Here is a 16,887-nt window from a genome sequence, read left to right as displayed (position 1 = left end):
GTTCATGCCGCAGATCGTTTTGGTGGAACCTGAGATTCCACCCAATACCGGCAATATCGCTCGAACCTGCGCAGCCACTGCGACACCCCTGCACTTGGTGGAGCCCTTGGGCTTTGAAATCAATGATCGTCAGTTGAAGCGGGCTGGTTTGGATTACTGGCCCCACGTTCCTTTGGTGCAACACTCCAGCTGGGCTGAGTTTTTAAAGCACCAGCAGCGTCATTCGGGACGCTTGTTGGGTTTCAGCCGCCATGCCAACCGCTCCTACCTCGAGATCGACTATCAAGCGGACGACTGGCTGATTTTCGGTTGTGAAACCAAAGGATTAGCACCTGAGGTGCAAGCCAATTGCGATGACCTACTTCTAATTCCGATGACGTGTTCTGCGGTTAGAAGCCTGAATTTGTCAGTCGCTGCAGCGGTTGTGCTATTTGAAACTCGTCGTCAATTAATGGGCGATTAATCCATCTGTTTATCTAATGACAGTTGGATTTCATCCAGCTGCGCACTTGATCATTTACCTACGAGCAGGTAATTTGCGCCAGTTCCCTCCCTAGGGGATTGGTTCTCAGTCATTTTTTGCGTGAAGCCAAGCATCCTCTTTGTTCTGGGCACCTGCTGCTCTCCTGTGGTTTTAGCCATGGCTGCAGGTTTTCCCAGCCGAAGCGATGACCTGGTGATTCCCGAGCTGCCTCCACTGGTGGCAGCAGCCCCTGCCTCTGTCACCACGCTTTGGGTCAAAACCCTTGAGCGCGTCAGCGTGATGGATCTTGCTGAGCAAGTGGAGATGGAGCCCATCCGCCTGGCCCAGCTCAATAGCCTCAGCGCCCTCGACAACTTTGAGGCTCAGCAGTGGGTGGCCCTGCCTGAATCGCTCGAATCCTCTTTGTTCTTGGTGGCATCTCTCGATGCCAATTCAGCCCAAGACGCGAAGCCCGACTCCTTTTCTGATGACAACCTGGCCGCCAAGATGAAACGGCTTGGAAAACTGGTGAGCCAGTCGACCCTGCCCCCTGTTCATGCCCGCCAGACCCTGGCCATCGTGCCGGGAATGAGTGGGGGCTTGAGTTGGCCTGAATTGCCGGATTTCGGCCAGCTGCGCCGGCCTCAGCTCTCTGGTTTCCTTTGGCCCGCCAAAGGCACACTGACCTCTGGGTATGGCTGGCGTTGGGGCCGCATGCACCGCGGCATTGATGTGGCCAACAGCGTTGGCACCCCCATTATTGCCGCCGCCGACGGCAAGGTTGTGTTCTCTGGTTGGAGTTCAGGCGGCTACGGCTACCTCGTGGAGCTGGCCCACACCGATGGCAGCAAGACCCGCTATGCCCACAACAGTGCACTACTGGTGAAGAAGGGCCAAAACGTGCGGCAGGGTACTGCTATTGCGCGGATGGGTAGTACCGGCAGAAGCACGGGCCCTCATCTGCATTTTGAGATCATCAAGCCCGGCCTTGGTGCTGTGAATCCCGTCCGTCACCTGAGTCGTCGGGGCTGACGATCCCGTACACTCATTCGCTCAAGGCTCGGTAGCTCAGCTGGTTAGAGCACAGCATTCATAACGCTGGGGTCGGGAGTTCAAGTCTCCCCCGAGCCATTGCCTTGTTCTCAAACAACCTCCGCTTCAGCGCATTTCGATCGCATTGAGCCGATCGCGGAAGCTGGTTCCCACCGCGTTGTCGCGGGGTTCACTGCGGCGTGCCGAGGCATTGCGATTTTGATACGCCACGCTCTGCGGGCGTACCTCCACAGTCTTGGAGTTGCGCGCCGTTTGCTCTTGGGTTGAGGCTGGCTTGGCACGAACGATGGGATCCTTCTTCAGCTCGTTACGGAGTTGATTCAGAAGCCGGAAGTGGCCGGTGTTGTTGTACTTGCGCATGAGCGCTTGATCCCAGGCCAAAAACCCAGAGCAATTCCTATCCACATTAAGCCGCAAGAGAGGGTCAATTGTGATAGCTTGGAGTTGCTTAAACGGAATGAATCCGCTTAAGCGGCTGTTAATTCTCCGCCCTTCTCCATGACCACCGGCGTCTTCCGCGTTGGCCTGCAGGCCCCCGATTTCACCGCCACCGCAGTGGTTGACCAAGAGTTCAAGGACATCTCCCTCTCCCAGTACCGCGGTAAATATGTGGTGCTGTTCTTCTATCCCCTCGATTTCACCTTCGTCTGCCCGACGGAGATCACGGCTTTTTCCGATCGCTACGACGCCTTCAAAGCACTGAACACCGAAGTGCTGGGTGTCTCCGTCGACAGCCAGTTCAGTCACCTGGCCTGGATCCAAACCGAGCGCAAGCAAGGCGGCCTTGGCGATATCGCCTATCCCCTGGTTGCTGACCTCAAGAAGGAAATTGCTAGCGCCTACAACGTCCTCGACGAAGCCGAAGGCGTTGCCCTCCGCGGTCTGTTCATCATCAACCCTGAGGGTGTAGTCCAGCACGCCACCGTCAACAACCTGCCGGTGGGACGCAACGTGGAGGAAACCCTGCGTGTGCTTCAGGCGTTCCAGCACGTGGAAGCCAACCCCGATGAGGTTTGCCCCGCCAACTGGACACCAGGCGAGCGCACCATGAACCCCGACCCCGTGGGAAGCAAGGACTTCTTCGCTGCCGTCAACTGAGAAGCGACAGCGTCCCAGCTTGAGCGTCCAAACGAGCCCTCCTGCCCAGCGGGAGGGCTTTGTTGGGTCGACCATGGCCTACTGGTAAGCCCTGCACAATCGGAATACCGAGATCGCCCAGGCGGTCTTCCAACACCTCTGCCAAGCTCAAATCGCCAGGCAGCACATCCTCAGGAATCCAGCGGAAGTGCCCCAGGCCAATGCCAGCGAGGTTCTGCAGTAAACCGGCGGTGCGCCACTGGGTGAGCATGCGATCAATGCGATAAGGCGCTTCTCCAACGTCTTCCAGCACCAAGATCGTTCCATCGAGCGATGGCATCCAGGGAGTTCCAATCAGGTGAGTGCCAACGGTGAGGTTGGTGACCACAAGCTCCCCCTCCGCCACACCACCACGCAGCGGTTGCCCCGTGAGTGGCCCGACAGGTTCTCCCATCAAAAGCTGGCGCACACGCTCGTCTTTCCAGCCATGAATTCCGCCCCGCCCGCCAGCGGCCAGCTGGGCGAGAAGCAAGGCGCAATTATCAGAAAAGCCCACGCACCAACGCGGACTGGCTCCTGGGGCAAACCCCGCCTCAAGGCTGCGGGCCGCACCCCAGCCGCCGGCGATGCAAACAACCCCATCAGCCCCAGGGTCACGCCAGGCCTGCCGCAGCAGGGCCGCGCGATCAGCATCGCTAGCTGAGAAATAGGTCCACTGCCCCAAGCTCTGCTCGGGGATCACCAAATCAAAGCCCCAGTCTTGATACAGGCGCTGCCAACCGCGATCCCCCTGCAGGGTGTCGGGGTCAACCCAGGTGCCAGGAGCCACACCGATTAAGCGATCACCCACGCGCAGCGGCGAGGGCCAAGCAATCGGGCTGGAGTGCACGCGCCTCGGCCAGCCCGTGGCGGTCAGGGCCGCTCCAAAACCAAGGCTGGCCAGAATCTGGCGGCGGTTCAGCTTCATCCCAGCAGGGCCTGCAGCAAGCGTTGCCCATCGATGCCGCCGAGCAGTGGATCACTCGCCCGCTCCGGGTGAGGCATCAAACCAAGAACGTTGCCACTGCGGTTGCAAACACCCGCCACATCAAGGATGGAGCCGTTGGGGTTGTGGCCGTAGCGCAACACCAGCTGCCCGTTTTGCTCCAGCTCGCTCAAGGTGTCGGCCTGACATTGATAACGGCCTTCTCCGTGGGCAATCGGAAATTGCACGCGCTCTTGCTCCCCGTAGCCCTTGAGCAGATGGCAGGAGCCGGGGCTAACAACCAGCTCGCAGGGCTCACAAATGAAATGCAGGTTTTGATTGCGGGTGAGGGCACCGGGCAATAGGCCCATCTCCGTGAGCACCTGAAACCCATTGCAAATCCCAAGCACAGGGCCGCCATCGGCTGCAAAGGCGTGGACGGCATGCAGGAGCGGAGACAGGCTCGCCAAAGCGCCACAGCGCAGGTAATCGCCGTAGCTGAAACCACCGGGGAGCACCACAGCCTGAATGTCTTCCAGGCTGGTGGTGTCATGCCAAAGAAAACGGCAGGGCAGATCGAGGATTCCGCTGAGGGCCCAGGCCATGTCCCGGTCACAATTGGAGCCCGGGAAAACAACAATGCCAACGGTCACGCTTGGAGTTCCTCCAGGCTGATGCTCCAGTTTTCCGTCACAGGGTTGGCCAGCAGGCGATCACAGAGGACTCCCACCTGGGCTTCGGCTTGTTTGGCATCGGCCGCTTCGAGGCTGAGAACGATGGCCTTGCCAATGCGCAAACTTTGGAGGCCTTCGATGCCCAAACGGGCAGCAGCCGATCGGGTGGCTTCACCAGCTGGATCGAGAACCGAAGGACGCAGCTGCACTTCGACACGAGCTTGATAACGGGGCAAAGCGAACAAGCAATCGCAACGATCTTCGCAGTTGCTGCTGCCAAATCTTTTTTTGATGGTCATGGTGAAAAAAACGCCCCCACGCCCCATTGGCCAAGGCCCTGGTGCTGCTACTAACCATTGGCATGGCCGTGCCAGGTCTCGCCCAGGACTGTCGGGTCAAGGATGGCGCTTGGCGGCAGTGTTCCCTGGACTGGATTGACCCAGGCCGCCGCTGGGATCTGCGCTTACCCGATGAGCACTGGCAGATCAGCCACGACGGCAGTGGCACCGTGCAAATTCGCGAAGCTGGGGGCCAGTGGGTTCCGGCGCAAGCGCGCTGGCAGGAGCCCGGGGTGTTGTGCTGGGGAGACCTCTGCGCCCGTGGGCCCTTGCCCCTCGATTAGGCCTGCAGGGAGGCGAGTTGTGCCGCCAAGCTGGCCTGATCGGGCGATCGACCAATCAACACCAGATTGAGCTGGTCGCTGCTGGCTTGATCTTCTTCAAACCAACAATCCAGCCGACGGCCCACGGCTTGCACCTGCAGCGGCAACACTTTGCCGGCAATCGGAATCCGTCCCTTGAGGCGCAACAACCCCATCGTTTCGATGGCTTCTGCCAAAACGCTCTCCAGGCCCGCCTGCTGCCAACGACCGTTTAATTGCAGGCTGGCGGACTCCAGCTCGGGGTGGTGGTGATCGTGATGATGGTGGTGATGTTCGTCATGGGGGGCGACCTCAGGGGCCGCAGCCTCCTGACGACTCAACCCCAGTAACAACTGCGGATCCACCTGGCCGTGGCTGATCGGCAGGCTCATCACACCAGGAAAGTGAGAGCGCTTTTCGAGTTGCTGGGCCGCTGAGCGACGCTGCTCATTAGAGAGGCGATCGGCCCGGCTAATCAGCACCAGATCAGCTTGTTCGAGCTGCTCATCAAACAGCTCATCAATGCTGTCGTCGTGATCCAGGCTGGGGTCATCGGCTCGTTGTTGCTCCAGCAGATTCACATCGGCCACCACCTCGCCGCGGGCCAAGGCTTCGCCATCCACCACTGTCACCACACCGCTAACGCGGGTGCGATGGCGGATTTCAGGCCATTGGAAGGCCTGCAGCAGAGGTTCGGGCAAGGCCAAGCCACTGGTTTCAATCACGATGCCATCGAGCTGATCGGCTTGCTCAAGCACCGCCTCCATCGTGGGCAGAAAGTCGTCTTGAACGGTGCAGCAAAGGCATCCATTGGCCAGTTCAACGATGGTTGGAGAGGAGCCCGCCTCGTCCCCATCGCACACCTGACAGCTCTTGAGCAGCTGTCCATCAATGCCAACCTCGCCAAACTCATTGACCAGCACCGCCAGCCGTTGCTGCGATTGCCGCAAGAGTTCGCGCAAAACCGTTGTTTTGCCAGCACCAAGAAACCCGGTGACCACTGTCACCGGTAAACGGGTTGTGGACGCCACTCTTAGGCCACCATCATTGACCAGCTGAAGGCGCAGCCAATGCCAATCCAGATCCCAGCAGCCAAGCGAAGGCCCTGATCACCGATCAGACGCACCACAGGATCAGAGAAGCGACGCACCAACAAGAGCATCGCGGCTTGGGCCACAAACAGCCCGATGAAGTAAGCCACCAAGGGGGTGGGTTCAGCGCCCACGATGGTTCCGCCGAGCATCAAGCCATGCAACGCAAATGCGGGGTAGAGCCAACGGGTGGAGATGGTGCCAAGGATGACCAGGCCTTCCACCACCAATGACAGGGACACCAGTGCTTCGGTGGGAACCACCAAAGCCTCTGGGATGGTCACCAGCTGAGCCAAGGCCGAGCCCAGCAAACCAACGGCCAGCAAGGTGGGAATCCAGCGGCGGGGTTGATCCCAACCCACCAGCATCAAAGCCGCCAAAAACAACAGATGGTCGGGGCCCAACAAGGGGTGGCCCACACCACTGAGGAAACCTTGAAGCGGAGAGAGGCTGATCTCCTCCATTCCGAAGGGATGGTGCGCCAACACCGTTGGCAGGAACCCAAACAGGGAATCAATCATCCAAAAGATCCGGTCCGCGCCGGGGGAGTTGTGAGATACCGGCGGGCGTTCTGACTCACCCCTTGGGGTTCACAGCTGCGGGACAGCGCCGGATTCACACCGGACTTTCCCCGTTTCCTTCCCGAGCTGATCCCAAGGGAAACCGGTAACCGAAACTACCACCGGCTTCCGTCAGCCGCAGCCAAGGCTGTCGGCCGTTGAGAGACCAGATTGTTCATTCACCCCAGAGGCTCTGGCGCAGAGCTGCTTGATCTGCGGCTGATCGAGTACGGCATTGGTGAAATCAGCACCGTCGATCTGGGCGTCGGTGAATTTGCTTTGCAGCAACATGCCGTTATCGAGCCTGGCCTGACTCAGATCGGCGCGATCAAAGCGGCTGCAGAAGGCCACCACATCACGTAGATCAGCCCCGGAAAAGTTGGAATCCTGCAGCTGCGTGGTGTTGAACACCGAGCCGCGCAGGTCGCTACCGGAGAAATCCGTTCCCTCCAAATCCATCTTCAAAAATTCCTTCTGCTGAAGGTTGCGGCCATGCATGTCACTGGAGAGGTCTTGCATCGACTTGGCCCCTCGCAGCTCTGGAGCTGTGATGGCCGCAGCGGCTCCAGGCCACTGCAAAAGCAACACTAACAACATCGCGGTGGCCGACAGCAAAAAGCGCCGCATGAATCCCCGTAGGCTTGGCGCACAAGCTAGGTGAAATGCCCTCCTCCTTTCGTGTGGTGGTCCCCCCCCATCCGTTGGTGGCCCACTGGCTCACAGTGTTGCGCGACAAGCAAACCCCCTCACCGTTGTTTGCCACGGCGATGAAAGAGCTGGGCCGCTGGCTCACCTATGAGGCGGCCCGCGATTGGTTACCCCAACGCAACATCACAGTGGATACCCCCTTGGCCAGTTGCGAGGGCCAGGTGATGGACCCCACAACGCCCGTGCTCGCCATCCCAATCCTGCGGGCTGGTCTGGGGCTCTGGGCGGGCGGCCAAGAGGTGCTGCCCCATGCGCGTGTCGCCCACATGGGCGTGGTGCGTGATGAAGCCACGGCCCAGGCCAGCAGCTACCTCGACCGCATGCCCAAGCGCATTGGCGAACGAGTGGGCGTGATGGTGTTCGATCCGATGGTGGCCACCGGCGGCAGCTTGGCGATGGTGCTGCGCCAACTGAAGGAGCTTGGGGTCCATGGCCCCCGTTTGCGGGTGATCACCGCTCTTGCGTCCTCGCCAGGGCTCAAAAGCCTGGCTGAGGAATTTCAAGACCTTACGCTCTACACCGGGTGCATTGATGCCGAACTCGATGCGCGCAACTACATCGTGCCGGGGCTGGGCGATGCGGGCGATCGTCTTTACGGCACAGAGTCGGAGGAGTTCCTAGCCTGATAAGGACAACGTTTTGAGCATGGCTGAACAACACAGCAGCTCCGCATCGCTTCTTCTCAGCGCGCTCACCGGTGCGGCGGTTGGCGCTGCAGGTCTGACTTGGTGGCTGTTGTCCCGCGCTGAGCGCCGTCAGGCCCTTGGGGATCAATTCAAGCGTCTTGGACTCAATGGCGTTCCAACCAATAGCTTGTCAGCTCAAGGTTCCTCAGAAAATCTCGAGCAAAAGGTGAACCGCCTCAACCTGGCGATCGAAGATGTCCGCCGTCAGCTGGAGAGCATGGCTCCCGAGAGCAGCAACTGAGAGGATCGAGCAAACCGCACGGACCCATGGCTCCCCTCCGATCCAGCGCCATCACGCAAGGTGTTCAGCGCAGTCCCAACCGCGCCATGCTGCGCGCTGTTGGTTTCGGAGATGGTGACTTCAGCAAACCGATCATCGGGATTGCCAATGGCTACAGCACCATCACGCCCTGCAATGTCGGTCTCAACGACCTAGCCCTGCGCGCTGAAGCAGCCGCGCAAGCAGCCGGAGGCATGCCACAACTCTTCGGCACCATCACCGTTAGCGATGGCATCTCCATGGGCACCGAGGGGATGAAGTACTCCCTGGTGAGCCGCGAGGTGATTGCTGATGCGATCGAGACCGCTTGCAACGGTCAGAGCATGGATGGTGTGTTGGCCATCGGCGGCTGCGACAAAAACATGCCCGCCGCCATGTTGGCGATGGCGCGGATGAACATCCCCGGTGTCTTCGTCTATGGCGGCACCATCAAGCCGGGCAAATTGGGCGGCTGCGACCTCACCGTGGTCAGCGCCTTTGAAGCCGTTGGTCAGTTGAGCAGCGGCAAGATCGATGAAGCCCAGCTCACCGCCGTTGAAAAGAACGCCTGCCCTGGGGCTGGCAGCTGCGGGGGCATGTTCACGGCCAACACCATGAGCGCGGCGATCGAAACGATGGGGCTGAGCCTGCCGTTCAGCTCCACCATGGCGGCAGAAGATCCCGAGAAAGCCGACAGCGCCGCTCGCTCGGCTGAGGTGTTGGTGGAGGCCATTGCCGCCAACATTCGGCCGTTGGACCTGCTGACCCGCGAAGCGTTTGAAAACGCCATCAGCGTGATCATGGCTGTGGGCGGTTCCACCAATGCGGTGTTGCACCTGCTGGCGATTGCGCGAACCGCCGGCGTTCCGCTCTCGATCGACGATTTCGAGACGATTCGCCAACGGGTGCCGGTGATCTGTGACCTCAAGCCGAGCGGCCGCTTTGTCACGGTCGACTTGCACAATGCTGGCGGCATTCCTCAGGTCATGAAGCTGCTGCTGGATGGCGGCTTGCTTCACGGTGATTGCCGCACCGTTGAGGGCAAAACCCTGCGCGAGCTGCTGGCTGATGTCCCATCAGTTCCGCCTTCTGATCAGGAGGTGATCAGGCCGTTGAGCAATCCCCTCTATGCCAAAGGGCACCTGGCTGTGCTGAAAGGGAATCTCGCCAGCGAAGGGGCTGTGGCCAAGATCAGTGGTGTCAAAACACCGGTGCTCACGGGTCCAGCCAGGGTGTTTGAAAGTGAAGAGCAGTGCCTGCAGGCGATCTTGGCGAACCAGGTCCATGCAGGCGATGTGGTGGTGGTGCGCAATGAAGGCCCCGTTGGCGGGCCAGGAATGCGCGAGATGTTGGCGCCCACCGCCGCCATCGTTGGGGAAGGGCTCGGCGACAAGGTGGCGTTGATCACCGATGGTCGTTTCAGCGGCGGCACCTACGGCCTGGTGGTTGGCCATGTGGCGCCGGAAGCTGCCGTTGGCGGCATGATCGGCTTGGTGCAAGAGGGCGATTCCATCACCGTGGATGCCCAGCAACAATTGCTGCAGCTCAATGTGGATGCCGCTGAATTGGAGCGGCGCAAGCAAGCCTGGGTCAAACCAGAACCCCTGTATAGAACTGGTGTTTTGGGTAAGTACGCGCGCTTGGTGAGCAGTAGCAGCAAAGGTGCTGTCACCGATCAACCCTGAACCAGTTCAGCGCGTAAGCGTCGCGCCAAGGTTTCCAAGGCAATGCCGTCATCGGGCCTGGGGCAGGCCTGTCCGGAGGTGCCATCCATCCACACCGGATGGCGCCCCTGCCACAGCAGGGGCCGCTCCTCGTCCTCGCACCAGCTCAGTTGCAGCGACGGATCGGCCGCTGCGCCATAGATCTCTAGTTCAAGATCGACCGCCGGTTGCCGTTGACCGTCGCTATCGCGAACCTCCAAGCGCCCAATCCAGCTATCCCCGAGCTGTTCCGAGGGCAAAAAGGCATGCCGGTAAGGGGGCCTGCTGAGATCGGCTGCGCGGCAAATGCTTTGAATTAACAGCTCACAGCCTTCAGGGTCACTGATGCAGGCCGGTAGCCAGTCCTTGGCCATTACTGGATCGCTTCGATCGAGAGCACCTGCAGCCGCAATGGACCTGCCCGGAAACCAGGGTTGCTCTCGCCATCATCGGCAAAGCGGGAGTGGAGGATCTGCAAACGCGACACCTTGGCCGCTTCAAAGCGCAGCGGAAGGCCCACGGGCTTCGCCCTGACCACGGGTTTGAGATCAGAAAAGGGGATCACCACCTCGCTGATGCCGCTGGGCTGCGTATCGAAATCCTCCACCCACCTCAGACCACCAGGCACCAGATCTCCCAGGCGACCGGCCAAATCAGAAACAGCAACGGCGAGTTTGTAGCGCCGTCCATCGCCTTGCAGTCGCAAGCGCAGAGCCGTTGCTGATGAGAGATCGAGGGGTGGTTGCCATACCGGCGAACGGCAACTCACAAAACCACCGCCTTCGGCCACCACCTCGGCCTGCATCAGCAAACCCTCGGAGTTAACGGAGCACTCGCCACTGCTGCGGCCGCCCATGATCGTGTCATTCAAGCTGGCCCAGCCACTGAAGCCATCGCCCGCAGCAATCAAGATCGTCAACAGTTCAGGCCAGAGCACCACAGGCCGCAGCATCAGCCAAAACCGTGATCTTGCCTTCGGTCTGCACCAGTTTGGCTGGTGTTCGCCCTGGATCTTCAGCGGGGTCGAGCAACCGGCCCAACGCTTGCTGCTTCCCCTCGCCAGCCACCAAAAACACCACCTGGCGTGCTGCGCAGAGAACCGGTGGTGTGAGGGTGATGCGCGGAATGCCTTTGCCTTCGCCAACCGTGACCCAACGATCGCGAACCTGGGTGGCTGCTGTACCTGGGAAGAGGGAGGCCGTATGGCCGTCGTCGCCAAGGCCAAGCAAGATCAGATCAAATTGCGGTGGAGTGCTGCCGCAGATCTGCTCCAACGCGCTGTTGAAGCGCGCCACATCAGAGGTCACATCAGCCCCATCGGTGGGCACCGGGTGAAAACAGGCGTGCTGACCTGGCCCCTCGGCCATCAAGCTGCCGCGCACCATGCGGGCGTTGCTGAGCGCGTCATCGGCGGGCACATAGCGCTCATCGCCCATCAACAGATCAACACGGTCCCAGGCCAAATGTTCTTGGCCCAGCAGGCGATAGGTGGCCTCCGGTGTGGAGCCACCAGAGAGGGCGATTTGAACGCGGTCCCGCTCCGCCAAGGTGAGGTCAATGACCTGGGCGATCGTCTCGGCAGCCCGTTTGGCCAAACTGCTGCGATCAGCCAGCTGGATTAGCTCGTACTGGCTCACTGCAGCCACTCGGTGTGGAAGGTGCCGTCGCGATCAACCCGTTGGTAGGTGTGCGAGCCGAAGCAATCCCGCATCGCCTGCACCAGGTTCTGGGGCAAGCGGCCGGTGCGGTAGCTGTTGATGTAATCGAGGGTGCTGCTGAAGGTGGGCACTGGAATGCCATTGGCCGCAGAAGCCGCCACCACCTTGGCGAGGCCTGGCAAACGGCGGTTCACCTGATCGGCAAACCACGGATCGATCATCAAATTCGGCAGCTGAGGATCAGCATTGAACGCATCTTGAATGCGCTTCAGCAGCTTGGCGCGAATGATGCAGCCGCCCTTCCAAATCTGGGCGATCGAGGGCATGTTGAGGTTGTAGTTGTTGTCGGCTGAGGCAATGCGCAGCAGCTCCATGCCCTGGGCGTAGCTGGCGATGCAGGAGAGAACCACCGCATCCATGATCGGCCCCATGGCATCAGCCGGTGAGCCCAAATCGGCATCACCAACCGCGGGCCCTTTCAAAATCGATTCCGCCTTTTGGCGTTGGGGCTTCATCGAGCTCATCACGCGCCCATTGAGAGCGGCATAAATGGTTGGCACCGATGCCCCCATCTCCAGGGCGGTCACCACGGTCCAAAGACCTGTGCCTTTCTGGCCGGCCTGATCCATGATTTTTTCAACCAGGTCTGTGCCGTCATCGGGATCTTTGGTTCGCAGGCACACCTCGGTGATCTCCACCAAGTAGGAGTTCAGCTCTTCGGTGGCGTTCCAGGCCTTGAACACATCAGCGATCTGCTCGCCATTCATGCCCTTGACCCGCTTCATTAGGTCATAGGCCTCGGCCAGGATTTGCTCAATGCCGTACTCAATGCCGTTGTGGACGGTCTTGACGAAATGGCCGGAACCGCCAGGACCGATGTAGGTGACGCAAGGGCCATCTTCGACCTGGGCGGCCATCTTGGTGACCAGGCTTTCGATGGCGTCGTAAGAGGCCTTGGTGCCTCCCGGCATCATGCTGGGACCCTCTAAGGCACCTTTGGCGCCACCGGAGACGCCCATGCCGATGAAGCCAAAGCTCTGGCTTTCGAGCTTGGCCACGCGGCGTTCGGTGTCTTTGTACTCGGAGTTGCCGCCGTCAATCAGCAGGTCGCCGGCTTCGAGATACGGCGAGATTTGATCGATCACCGCATCGACGGCCCCACCGGCCTTCACCATCATCAAGATGCGGCGCGGCCTTTCGAGTTTGTCCACAAACTCCTGCAGGGAATAGGCCGGCTGAATCTGTTTGCCGGCGCCGCCGCCAGCCATGAACTCATCGGTCTTTTGCCGGGTGCGGTTGTACACCACGCTCGAAAAACCATTGCGCTCAGCGTTGAGCACAAGGTTTTCACCCATCACACCAAGCCCGATCAGGCCGAAATGCCCCTTGCCCATAGTGCCCTGCGTGGAACCAGTCACAGCAAGTGTGGCCACGCCTGGCTTAAGGGCCTACTAAGGCACTGATTCAGATCACCATCCCGTCAGGAATGCAGGCATTTTTGGTGACGACCACAATCCCGCCGCGAATGTAGAAACCCTGCTCAGCGCGATCGGCTTCCTCAACGTTGTCTTTGTTGATGATGCTGACGTTGCTGCCGATGCGGACGTTCTTGTCGAGGATGGCCTTTTTGACCGTGGTCCCGCGGCCCACACCCATAGGGGTGCCGCCGCGCTCGCGCAGGATCGCCCGCTCTTCACCGGACTCGTAAAAGTCATTGCCCATCACCAAGCTGTCTTGCAAGACAACCTCGTCTTCGATGCGGCTGCGCACACCCAAGACGCAGTGGTGGATGCTGCAAGCCTTGACAATGGAGCCCTCACCAACGATGGAGTCGGTGACCTGAGCGTCTTGAAGCTTGGAGGGCGGCAGGTAGCGGTGCCGCGTGTAGATGGGGAATTGCTTGTCGTAGAAGGAGAAAGGAGGCCGGGGCTGCGTAGTCAACGCCAGGTTGGCTTCGTAAAAGGCACGGATGGTGCCGATGTCTTCCCAGTAATCGTCGAAGAGATAGGAGCGAAGTTTGAAGCCGTCGTCGAGTGCTTTGGGGATGATCTCCTTGCCGAAGTCGGTAGCGCCTGGGTTTTCAGCCAACAGGCGGAACAGCACATCCCGCTTGAACACATAGATGCCCATGGAAGCCAGGAACGGCCGGCGCTGGGCTTCCTCAGCGCTCAAGCCCATGCTGGCGGTATCGCAGGACATCGCATCGAGTGCCTCGCCCTTGGGCTTTTCACGGAACTTGGTAATGGCGGCTTCTGCGCCGGTGTGCATCAAACCAAAGCTCTGGGCTTGTTCGCGATCAACCGGGAGCGCTGCCACGGTGAGATCAGCGCCGCTAGCGCGGTGCTGCGCCACGAAATGGGCGTAGTCCATCCGGTAGAGCTGGTCACCCGAGAGGATCAACACCTCGTCGATGTCCCACTCCTGCAGCAGCCATTCGTATTTGCGAACGGCATCAGCTGTGCCTTCGAACCAACTGGGGCTATCTGGGGTTTGCTGAGCAGCCAGTACTTCAACAAATCCCTGATCAAACCCCGAGGAGAGGTTGAAGGTTTGGGCGATGTGGCGATTCAGGGATGCGCTGTTGAACTGCGTCAGCACATAGATCTTGTTGATTCCGCTGTTAATGCAGTTGCTAACAGGGATGTCGATCAGGCGGTATTTACCCGCCAGCGGCACAGCTGGTTTGGCCCGCATTTTGGTGAGCGGGTAGAGCCGCGTCCCCGCACCGCCACCGAGAATGATTGCGAGAACCCGTTTCATCAACCCCTGGCAGCGCGGCCACTTTGGGCCCAGGGGGTCATTTGATCAAGGGGTTTTGGCGATATCGGTTGAGTTAATTTGCGTCGCTGCGATCTCGTTCTGAGTCATCACCCGGCAGATCGAAGAGGCGTTGAGCAGCTGCCATCGAATCAAGCCGCTGTTGCCGTGGCTGCGGGGCCCGCAAGGCCGTGGTTGGGCCATGCAGGATCTTGTTGATCAAGCCCTTGGTGAGAGCTTCCACCACCTGCTTTTCGCGCTGGGAGAGATCCGATCCCATGCGGCTCAGCGCCTTGAGCAGCTCCTGCTTGCGGATCTCTTCAAACTGCTGACGCATGCGGTTAATAGTGGGCACCGCTTCAAGGCCATCCCACCAATCGAGGAAGGCTTGGCGGTCTTCATCGAGCAACACCTCGGCCTGTTGCGCCAATTCCTGCCGCGCGGCAACATTGCGCTCCACAACCTCCTGCAGATCGTCAACGTCATAGCTCAAGGTCCCTGAGACATCAGCGGCATCGGAGCTGATGTTTCGGGGCACACCAATATCGACAAGCATCAAGCGCGCCTGGCGCGTGATGGCGTCCAAGCGCTGCCGGTCGATGATCGGCTCATCAGCGCCGGTGCTAGTGAACAGCAGCGTGTTGGCGGCCAACTGAGCATCGAGCTGATCCAGCCCACAGCAAGTGATCACCAAATCCGGGAAATCTTTGGCCAGAGCTTCCGCTTTGGACACCGTGCGGTTCACCACAGTGATGCTGCGTGCCCCTTTCGATTGCAGGTGTTGCAGCAGCAAGCGGGCCATGCGCCCAGCCCCCACCACAGCAACCTTCTCTTGGGAGAGCGAGACCAAGTCATCAACGCCCTGCTCCTGGCCCACCTTGAGCTGAGCCAGTTCAACCGCCGCTGAACTGATCGAAACGGCGCCGGATCCAAGGTTAGTTTCACTACGAACCCGTTTGCCGGTACTAACGGCTTGATTCAACAGGCGGTTGAGGATCGGGCCGATGGACTTGTGGTCCTGACCCAGCCGGTACATCTTTTTGACCTGGCTGAGAATCTGTCCCTCACCTAGCACCAAGCTGTCGAGGCCAGCGCTGACTCGCAGCAAGTGCTGGATAGCTTCTTCGTGATGCAGCGCAAACAGATGGGGCTGCAGATCGGGGTCAGCCAGGCCACTGTGATTGGCCAGAAAATCACGAATCGCCTCCACACCATCCTCGGGATGGCGCAGTAAGGAATAGATCTCGAGGCGGTTACAGGTGCTGAGGATTGAGGTCTCAAGGACCTGCTCGTGGGAGCGCAAGGACTGGAGAGAGGTCTCCAGATGGTGTTCCGGAATGCTTAGCCGCTCGCGGACCTCAACAGGCGCCGTTCGATGGCTAAGCCCGACGACGGCGAGATGCATGCGTCAGTTCAGAGTGATCAAAACGGGGCCAGGCCTAGGCCCAGCCCCGACTATGCCAGAGCTCAGCGCAGAGCAATGCTCTGAGCGCCAGGCTTGATATGAACTGTGTCAGTGAAGCGGGCAGAGGTGTCCAGGGTGCTGATCACCAGGCTGCTGGTGCGAACACAGTCGCGCTCGAACTTGACGCCACCAAACAGCAGGCCGTCGGTGATGCCGCTGCCAGCGAACACCACGTCCTTGCCAGAGGCCAGCTCATTGGCCTCATAGACCTTGTCGGGATCGCTGATGCCCATCTCAGCCAAACGGGCCAGGTTGCCCTCACGGGTCAGGCCTTCCCATTCCTTGGTTTGAGCCACAGCCGGGTCATAGACCAGCTGCCCTTGGAAGTGGCCGCCAAGGGCACGCAGGGCCGCAGCGGAGATCACACCCTCAGGGGCAGCGCCAATGCCCATCAGGCAGTGGGTACCGGTGCCAGCGAATCCACAAGCGATCGCGGCTTGCACATCACCATCGGAGATGGGCTGCACGCGGGCGCCAGTGGCGCGGATTTCAGCAATCAAGTCCTTGTGGCGGGCGCGGTCCATGACCACGATCACCAGGTCAGAGACAGCAATGCCGAGGCATTCGCTGAGAATGTTGATGTTCTCAGTGGCGCTCTTGCGGATGTCCACCTTGCCCTTGGCAGCCGGAGGAGCGGCCAGCTTCTTCATATAGAAGTCAGGGGCATTGAACAGACCGCCGGTTTCGGAAGCCGCCAGAACAGCCATCGAACCGCGCTGGCTGTTGGCGCAGAGGTTGGTGCCTTCGCAGGGGTCCACAGCGAAATCAACGCCGGGGCCGGTGCCGCTGCCCACTTCCTCGCCGATGTAAAGCATCGGAGCTTCGTCTCGCTCGCCTTCGCCGATCACGATGCGCCCGCGCATGTTGATCTTGCCCATGCGCTCACGCATGGCCTCAACGGCAGCCGCATCAGCTTCGTTTTTCAGGCCACAGCCGGTGAGTTTTGCCGAGGCAATGGCGGCCTGCTCGACGACCTCGAGAATTTCCTGGATGAGCGTGCGGTCCAATGTGAGGCGGCGGTAAAGAACAAGGCCCCAGCCGCTCAGACGGCTAAAGCGGGCAGGACTTTATCAGTGCTGCTGTGGCCATTGGCTGGGGAAGGGTCTCCTACAATCACCGGCCCACCAGT

21 protein-coding genes, 1 tRNA gene and 1 riboswitch are annotated in these 16,887 nt (G+C 60.0%); of the genes, 8 read left to right on the top strand and 14 right to left on the bottom strand.

The annotated features are described in order from the left end of the window. Positions 1-4 precede the first annotated feature (4 nt). The 3 genes from SIB46_RS02070 (at position 5) to SIB46_RS02060 (ending at position 1,594) form a co-directional block, all read left to right on the top strand. A complete protein-coding gene (locus SIB46_RS02070; protein ID WP_413296897.1) occupies positions 5-463 on the top strand; it encodes a tRNA (cytidine(34)-2'-O)-methyltransferase in 459 nt (152 codons plus the stop codon). Between the two features lie 177 nt (positions 464-640). Further along, on the top strand, positions 641-1,495 hold the full coding sequence (locus SIB46_RS02065) for a M23 family metallopeptidase (RefSeq protein ID WP_413296896.1): 855 nt from the start codon (positions 641-643) through the stop codon (positions 1,493-1,495). A gap of 25 nt (positions 1,496-1,520) precedes the next feature. Then, positions 1,521-1,594, top strand: a tRNA-Met gene (locus SIB46_RS02060). Between the two features lie 27 nt (positions 1,595-1,621). Here the strand turns inward: SIB46_RS02060 and SIB46_RS02055 are convergent. Next, positions 1,622-1,876: a hypothetical protein gene (locus SIB46_RS02055; protein ID WP_413296895.1), complete on the bottom strand. Its 255-nt coding sequence runs from the start codon at positions 1,874-1,876 to the stop codon at positions 1,622-1,624. 138 nt (positions 1,877-2,014) lie between these two features. Here SIB46_RS02055 and SIB46_RS02050 point away from each other — a divergent pair, with 138 nt between their 5' ends. Continuing rightward, entirely contained in the window at positions 2,015-2,614 is a 600-nt protein-coding gene (locus SIB46_RS02050) for a peroxiredoxin (protein ID WP_011935655.1), read from the top strand. On the opposite strand, the gene SIB46_RS02045 is transcribed toward SIB46_RS02050, so the two are convergent. Genes SIB46_RS02045 through purS form a run of 3 tightly spaced genes read right to left on the bottom strand, consistent with a single transcriptional unit; the run spans position 2,607 to position 4,467 of the window. Continuing rightward, complete coding sequence (locus SIB46_RS02045) at positions 2,607-3,560, bottom strand: S66 peptidase family protein (RefSeq protein ID WP_413296894.1); 954 nt, start codon at positions 3,558-3,560, stop codon at positions 2,607-2,609. The genes SIB46_RS02050 and SIB46_RS02045 overlap by 8 nt on opposite strands. Beyond that, positions 3,557-4,210 carry a phosphoribosylformylglycinamidine synthase subunit PurQ gene (purQ, locus tag SIB46_RS02040; RefSeq protein WP_413296893.1) on the bottom strand — a complete coding sequence of 218 codons (654 nt, stop codon included), beginning with the start codon at positions 4,208-4,210 and terminating at the stop codon, positions 3,557-3,559. Before purQ ends, SIB46_RS02045 begins: the two co-directional genes overlap by 4 nt. Then, positions 4,207-4,467: a phosphoribosylformylglycinamidine synthase subunit PurS gene (gene purS / locus SIB46_RS02035; protein ID WP_413297687.1), complete on the bottom strand. Its 261-nt coding sequence runs from the start codon at positions 4,465-4,467 to the stop codon at positions 4,207-4,209. The genes purQ and purS overlap by 4 nt, the downstream gene beginning before the upstream one ends. An 89-nt stretch (positions 4,468-4,556) precedes the next feature. On the opposite strand from purS, the gene SIB46_RS02030 reads away from it, so the two are divergent. Further along, entirely contained in the window at positions 4,557-4,853 is a 297-nt protein-coding gene (locus SIB46_RS02030) for a hypothetical protein (RefSeq protein ID WP_413296892.1), read from the top strand. On the opposite strand, the gene cobW is transcribed toward SIB46_RS02030, so the two are convergent. The 3 genes from cobW to SIB46_RS02015 all read right to left on the bottom strand — a co-directional run bounded on the left by cobW (position 4,850) and on the right by SIB46_RS02015 (position 7,149). Then, positions 4,850-5,902, bottom strand: a complete 1,053-nt coding sequence (gene cobW / locus SIB46_RS02025) for a cobalamin biosynthesis protein CobW (RefSeq protein ID WP_413296891.1) — start codon at positions 5,900-5,902, stop codon at positions 4,850-4,852. The genes SIB46_RS02030 and cobW overlap by 4 nt on opposite strands. A gap of 2 nt (positions 5,903-5,904) precedes the next feature. Continuing rightward, positions 5,905-6,483: a HupE/UreJ family protein gene (locus SIB46_RS02020; protein WP_413296890.1), complete on the bottom strand. Its 579-nt coding sequence runs from the start codon at positions 6,481-6,483 to the stop codon at positions 5,905-5,907. A gap of 22 nt (positions 6,484-6,505) precedes the next feature. Next, a riboswitch (cobalamin riboswitch) is annotated at positions 6,506-6,645 on the bottom strand. 9 nt (positions 6,646-6,654) lie between these two features. Next, positions 6,655-7,149, bottom strand: a complete 495-nt coding sequence (locus SIB46_RS02015) for a pentapeptide repeat-containing protein (protein WP_413296889.1) — start codon at positions 7,147-7,149, stop codon at positions 6,655-6,657. 35 nt (positions 7,150-7,184) lie between these two features. On the opposite strand from SIB46_RS02015, the gene upp reads away from it, so the two are divergent. From upp to ilvD, 3 genes are read left to right on the top strand one after another with little or no spacing between them, the layout of a single operon-like run. After that, positions 7,185-7,856 carry a uracil phosphoribosyltransferase gene (upp, locus tag SIB46_RS02010; protein ID WP_413296888.1) on the top strand — a complete coding sequence of 224 codons (672 nt, stop codon included), beginning with the start codon at positions 7,185-7,187 and terminating at the stop codon, positions 7,854-7,856. Positions 7,857-7,875: 19 nt separating this feature from the next. Then, positions 7,876-8,157, top strand: coding sequence for a hypothetical protein (locus SIB46_RS02005; RefSeq protein WP_413296887.1), 282 nt, complete (start codon positions 7,876-7,878; stop codon positions 8,155-8,157). A gap of 26 nt (positions 8,158-8,183) precedes the next feature. Beyond that, the gene (ilvD, locus tag SIB46_RS02000; protein WP_413296886.1) at positions 8,184-9,860 is read left to right on the top strand and encodes a dihydroxy-acid dehydratase; all 1,677 of its coding nucleotides are present in this window, start codon (positions 8,184-8,186) and stop codon (positions 9,858-9,860) included. Here the strand turns inward: ilvD and SIB46_RS01995 are convergent. The 7 genes from SIB46_RS01995 to glpX all read right to left on the bottom strand — a co-directional run bounded on the left by SIB46_RS01995 (position 9,851) and on the right by glpX (position 16,765). Next, a complete protein-coding gene (locus tag SIB46_RS01995; protein ID WP_413296885.1) occupies positions 9,851-10,252 on the bottom strand; it encodes a hypothetical protein in 402 nt (133 codons plus the stop codon). The two genes, ilvD and SIB46_RS01995, sit on opposite strands and share 10 nt — an antisense overlap. Then, positions 10,252-10,830 (bottom strand): CIA30 family protein, encoded by a 579-nt coding sequence (locus SIB46_RS01990; RefSeq protein WP_413296884.1) that lies wholly within the window; start codon positions 10,828-10,830, stop codon positions 10,252-10,254. Before SIB46_RS01990 ends, SIB46_RS01995 begins: the two co-directional genes overlap by 1 nt. Further along, positions 10,802-11,515 carry a 6-phosphogluconolactonase gene (gene pgl, locus SIB46_RS01985; RefSeq protein WP_413296883.1) on the bottom strand — a complete coding sequence of 238 codons (714 nt, stop codon included), beginning with the start codon at positions 11,513-11,515 and terminating at the stop codon, positions 10,802-10,804. The genes SIB46_RS01990 and pgl overlap by 29 nt, the downstream gene beginning before the upstream one ends. Beyond that, on the bottom strand, positions 11,512-12,930 hold the full coding sequence (gndA, locus tag SIB46_RS01980) for an NADP-dependent phosphogluconate dehydrogenase (RefSeq protein ID WP_413297685.1): 1,419 nt from the start codon (positions 12,928-12,930) through the stop codon (positions 11,512-11,514). Before gndA ends, pgl begins: the two co-directional genes overlap by 4 nt. A 70-nt stretch (positions 12,931-13,000) precedes the next feature. After that, entirely contained in the window at positions 13,001-14,296 is a 1,296-nt protein-coding gene (locus SIB46_RS01975) for a glucose-1-phosphate adenylyltransferase (RefSeq protein ID WP_413296882.1), read from the bottom strand. Between the two features lie 73 nt (positions 14,297-14,369). Further along, a complete protein-coding gene (locus tag SIB46_RS01970; RefSeq protein WP_413296881.1) occupies positions 14,370-15,698 on the bottom strand; it encodes a glutamyl-tRNA reductase in 1,329 nt (442 codons plus the stop codon). A gap of 62 nt (positions 15,699-15,760) precedes the next feature. Further along, positions 15,761-16,765, bottom strand: coding sequence for a class II fructose-bisphosphatase (gene glpX / locus SIB46_RS01965; RefSeq protein ID WP_413296880.1), 1,005 nt, complete (start codon positions 16,763-16,765; stop codon positions 15,761-15,763). Between the last annotated feature and the right edge of the window lie 122 nt (positions 16,766-16,887).

Origin of the sequence: Synechococcus sp. MIT S9452, assembly GCF_047304245.1 — a bacterium.
Taxonomy (GTDB): domain Bacteria; phylum Cyanobacteriota; class Cyanobacteriia; order PCC-6307; family Cyanobiaceae; genus RCC307.
The sequence above is the reverse complement of the archived record's forward strand: the minus strand, read 5'-3'. Positions and strand labels throughout refer to the sequence as shown.

Coding starts and splice junctions, on each gene's coding strand:
- SIB46_RS02070 (WP_413296897.1), top strand. CDS start 5: ATGCCGCAGATCGTTTTGGTGGAACCTGAGATTCCACCCAATACCGGC.
- SIB46_RS02065 (WP_413296896.1), top strand. CDS start 641: ATGGCTGCAGGTTTTCCCAGCCGAAGCGATGACCTGGTGATTCCCGAG.
- SIB46_RS02055 (WP_413296895.1), bottom strand. CDS start 1,876: ATGCGCAAGTACAACAACACCGGCCACTTCCGGCTTCTGAATCAACTC.
- SIB46_RS02050 (WP_011935655.1), top strand. CDS start 2,015: ATGACCACCGGCGTCTTCCGCGTTGGCCTGCAGGCCCCCGATTTCACC.
- SIB46_RS02045 (WP_413296894.1), bottom strand. CDS start 3,560: ATGAAGCTGAACCGCCGCCAGATTCTGGCCAGCCTTGGTTTTGGAGCG.
- SIB46_RS02020 (WP_413296890.1), bottom strand. CDS start 6,483: ATGATTGATTCCCTGTTTGGGTTCCTGCCAACGGTGTTGGCGCACCAT.
- SIB46_RS02015 (WP_413296889.1), bottom strand. CDS start 7,149: ATGCGGCGCTTTTTGCTGTCGGCCACCGCGATGTTGTTAGTGTTGCTT.
- upp (WP_413296888.1), top strand. CDS start 7,185: ATGCCCTCCTCCTTTCGTGTGGTGGTCCCCCCCCATCCGTTGGTGGCC.
- SIB46_RS02005 (WP_413296887.1), top strand. CDS start 7,876: ATGGCTGAACAACACAGCAGCTCCGCATCGCTTCTTCTCAGCGCGCTC.
- ilvD (WP_413296886.1), top strand. CDS start 8,184: ATGGCTCCCCTCCGATCCAGCGCCATCACGCAAGGTGTTCAGCGCAGT.
- SIB46_RS01995 (WP_413296885.1), bottom strand. CDS start 10,252: ATGGCCAAGGACTGGCTACCGGCCTGCATCAGTGACCCTGAAGGCTGT.
- SIB46_RS01990 (WP_413296884.1), bottom strand. CDS start 10,830: ATGCTGCGGCCTGTGGTGCTCTGGCCTGAACTGTTGACGATCTTGATT.
- gndA (WP_413297685.1), bottom strand. CDS start 12,930: ATGGGCAAGGGGCATTTCGGCCTGATCGGGCTTGGTGTGATGGGTGAA.
- SIB46_RS01975 (WP_413296882.1), bottom strand. CDS start 14,296: ATGAAACGGGTTCTCGCAATCATTCTCGGTGGCGGTGCGGGGACGCGG.
- SIB46_RS01970 (WP_413296881.1), bottom strand. CDS start 15,698: ATGCATCTCGCCGTCGTCGGGCTTAGCCATCGAACGGCGCCTGTTGAG.